1 rRNA gene is annotated in these 2,965 nt (G+C 50.2%); it reads left to right on the forward strand.

Going from position 1 to position 2,965, the window contains the following annotated elements:
- Positions 1-17 precede the first annotated feature (17 nt).
- Positions 18-2,897, forward strand: a 23S ribosomal RNA gene (locus ABWV72_RS21045).
- Positions 2,898-2,965: the final 68 nt, after the last annotated feature.

The raw sequence follows: 2,965 nt of genomic DNA on the forward strand, positions 1-2,965 counted from the left end.
GATATTTGGGGTTGTATGGTTAAGTGACTAAGCGTATACGGTGGATGCCTAGGCAGTTAGAGGCGATGAAGGACGTGTAAGTCTGCGAAAAGCTGTGGTGAGTTGACAAAACGCATTTGAGCCACAGATGTCCGAATGGGGGAACCCAGTGCATTTATGCACTATCTGCAACTGAATACATAGGTTGTAGAGGCAAACGAGGGGAACTGAAACATCTAAGTACCCTTAGGAAAAGAAATCAATTGAGATTCCCCTAGTAGCGGCGAGCGAACGGGGAGCAGCCGAGTAATTATGACGTAGTGGAATGTGTTGGAAAGCACAACGGTACAGGGTGATAGTCCCGTACACTAAGCGTTATTTTTGCCATATTAAGTAGGTCGGGACACGTGTTATCCTGACTGAAGATGGGGGGACCATCCTCCAAGGCTAAATACTCCTAACTGACCGATAGTGAACCAGTACCGTGAGGGAAAGGCGAAAAGAACCCCTGTGAGGGGAGTGAAATAGAACCTGAAACCGTATACGTACAAGCAGTGGGAGCAGACTTGTTCTGTGACTGCGTACCTTTTGTATAATGGGTCAGCGACTTATATTTTGTAGCAAGGTTAACCGTTTAGGGAAGCCGTAGTGAAAGCGAGGGTTAACTGCCCGTTTAGTTGCAAGGTATAGACCCGAAACCCGGTGATCTAGCCATGGGCAGGTTGAAGGTTGAGTAACATCAACTGGAGGACCGAACCCACTGACGTTGAAAAGTCAGGGGATGACCTGTGGCTGGGGGTGAAAGGCCAATCAAACCGGGAGATAGCTGGTTCTCCCCGAAAGCTATTTAGGTAGCGCCTCGGACGAACACCATTGGGGGTAGAGCACTGTTAAGGCTAGGGGGTCATCCCGACTTACCAACCCTTTGCAAACTCCGAATACCAATGAGTGATATCCGGGAGACACACGGCGGGTGCTAACGTCCGTCGTGAAGAGGGAAACAACCCAGACCGCCAGCTAAGGTCCCAAAATATTGCTAAGTGGGAAACGATGTGGGAAGGCTAAGACAGCTAGGAGGTTGGCTTAGAAGCAGCCACCCTTTAAAGAAAGCGTAATAGCTCACTAGTCGAGTCGGCCTGCGCGGAAGATGTAACGGGGCTAAGCAATATACCGAAGCTGCGGATGTTTACTTTGTAAACATGGTAGGGGAGCGTTGTGTAAGTGGCTGAAGGTAAGCTGTGAGGCTTGCTGGACATATCACAAGTGCGAATGCTGACATGAGTAACGATAATGGGGGTGAAAAACCCCCACGCCGGAAGACCAAGGTTTCCTGTCCCATGCTAATCAGGGCAGGGTAAGTCGGCCCCTAAGGCGAGGCAGAGATGCGTAGTCGATGGGAAACGGATTAATATTTCCGTACTTGGTATATCAGTGAAGGGGGGACGGAGAAGGCTAGGCAAGCTTGGTGTTGGTTATCCAAGTGAAAGTGCGTAGGGCGTTGAATTAGGTAAATCCGGTTCAACACTAACCTGAGACACGAGACGAGTCACTAAGGTGACGAAGTTGTTGATGCCATGCTTCCAGGAAAATCCTCTAAACTTATGGTATATCGAACCGTACCCCAAACCGACACAGGTGGTCAGGTAGAGAATACTAAGGCGCTTGAGAGAACTCGGGTGAAGGAACTCGGCAAAATCGTACCGTAACTTCGGGAGAAGGTACGCCCTTGTTTGTGATGGAACTTGCTTCCTAAGCGAACGAGGGCCGCAGTGAAAAGGTGGCTGGAACTGTTTATTAAAAACACAGCACTGTGCTAAATCGAAAGATGACGTATACGGTGTGACGCCTGCCCGGTGCCGGAAGGTTAATTGATGGGGTTAGCGCAAGCGAAGCTCTTGATCGAAGCCCCGGTAAACGGCGGCCGTAACTATAACGGTCCTAAGGTAGCGAAATTCCTTGTCGGGTAAGTTCCGACCTGCACGAATGGCGTAATCATGGCCACGCTGTCTCCACCCGAGACTCAGTGAAATTGAAATCGCAGTGAAGATGCTGTGTACCCGCACCTAGACGGAAAGACCCCGTGAACCTTTACTACAGCTTGGCACTGAACATTGAATCTACATGTGTAGAATAGGTGGGAGGCTTTGAAGCACAGTCGCTAGATTGTGTGGAGCCGCCTTTGAAATACCACCCTTGTATATTTGATGTTCTAACATTGGTCCCTTATCGGGATTGTGGACAGTGTCTGGTGGGTAGTTTGACTGGGGCGGTCTCCTCCCAAAGAGTAACGGAGGAGCACGAAGGTTAGCTAATCACGGTCGGACATCGTGAGGTTAGTGCAATGGCATAAGCTAGCTTAACTGCGAGACAGACACGTCGAGCAGGTACGAAAGTAGGTCATAGTGATCCGGTGGTTCTGTATGGAAGGGCCATCGCTCAACGGATAAAAGGTACTCCGGGGATAACAGGCTGATACCGCCCAAGAGTTCATATCGACGGCGGTGTTTGGCACCTCGATGTCGGCTCATCACATCCTGGGGCTGAAGTCGGTCCCAAGGGTATGGCTGTTCGCCATTTAAAGTGGTACGCGAGCTGGGTTTAGAACGTCGTGAGACAGTTCGGTCCCTATCTGGTGTGGGCGTTGGATGATTGAGGGGAGCTGCTCCTAGTACGAGAGGACCGGAGTGGACGAACCGCTGGTGTTCGGGTTGTCATGCCAATGGCATTGCCCGGTAGCTACGTTCGGAATCGATAACCGCTGAAAGCATCTAAGCGGGAAGCGAGCCCCAAGATGAGTCATCCCTGACAGTTTAACTGTCCTAAAGGGTTGTTGAAGACTACGACGTAGATAGGCAGGATGTGGAAGCGTTGTGAGGCGTTAAGCTAACCTGTACTAATTGCCCGTGAGGCTTAACCATACAACGCCCAAATGTCTTCGTAAGAAGCATGGTGTTGTAAGAGTGACAAGACAACACAAAATTAGCTC

The organism is Aliiglaciecola sp. NS0011-25, from assembly GCF_040370605.1.
Lineage (GTDB): Bacteria > Pseudomonadota > Gammaproteobacteria > Enterobacterales > Alteromonadaceae > Aliiglaciecola > Aliiglaciecola lipolytica_A.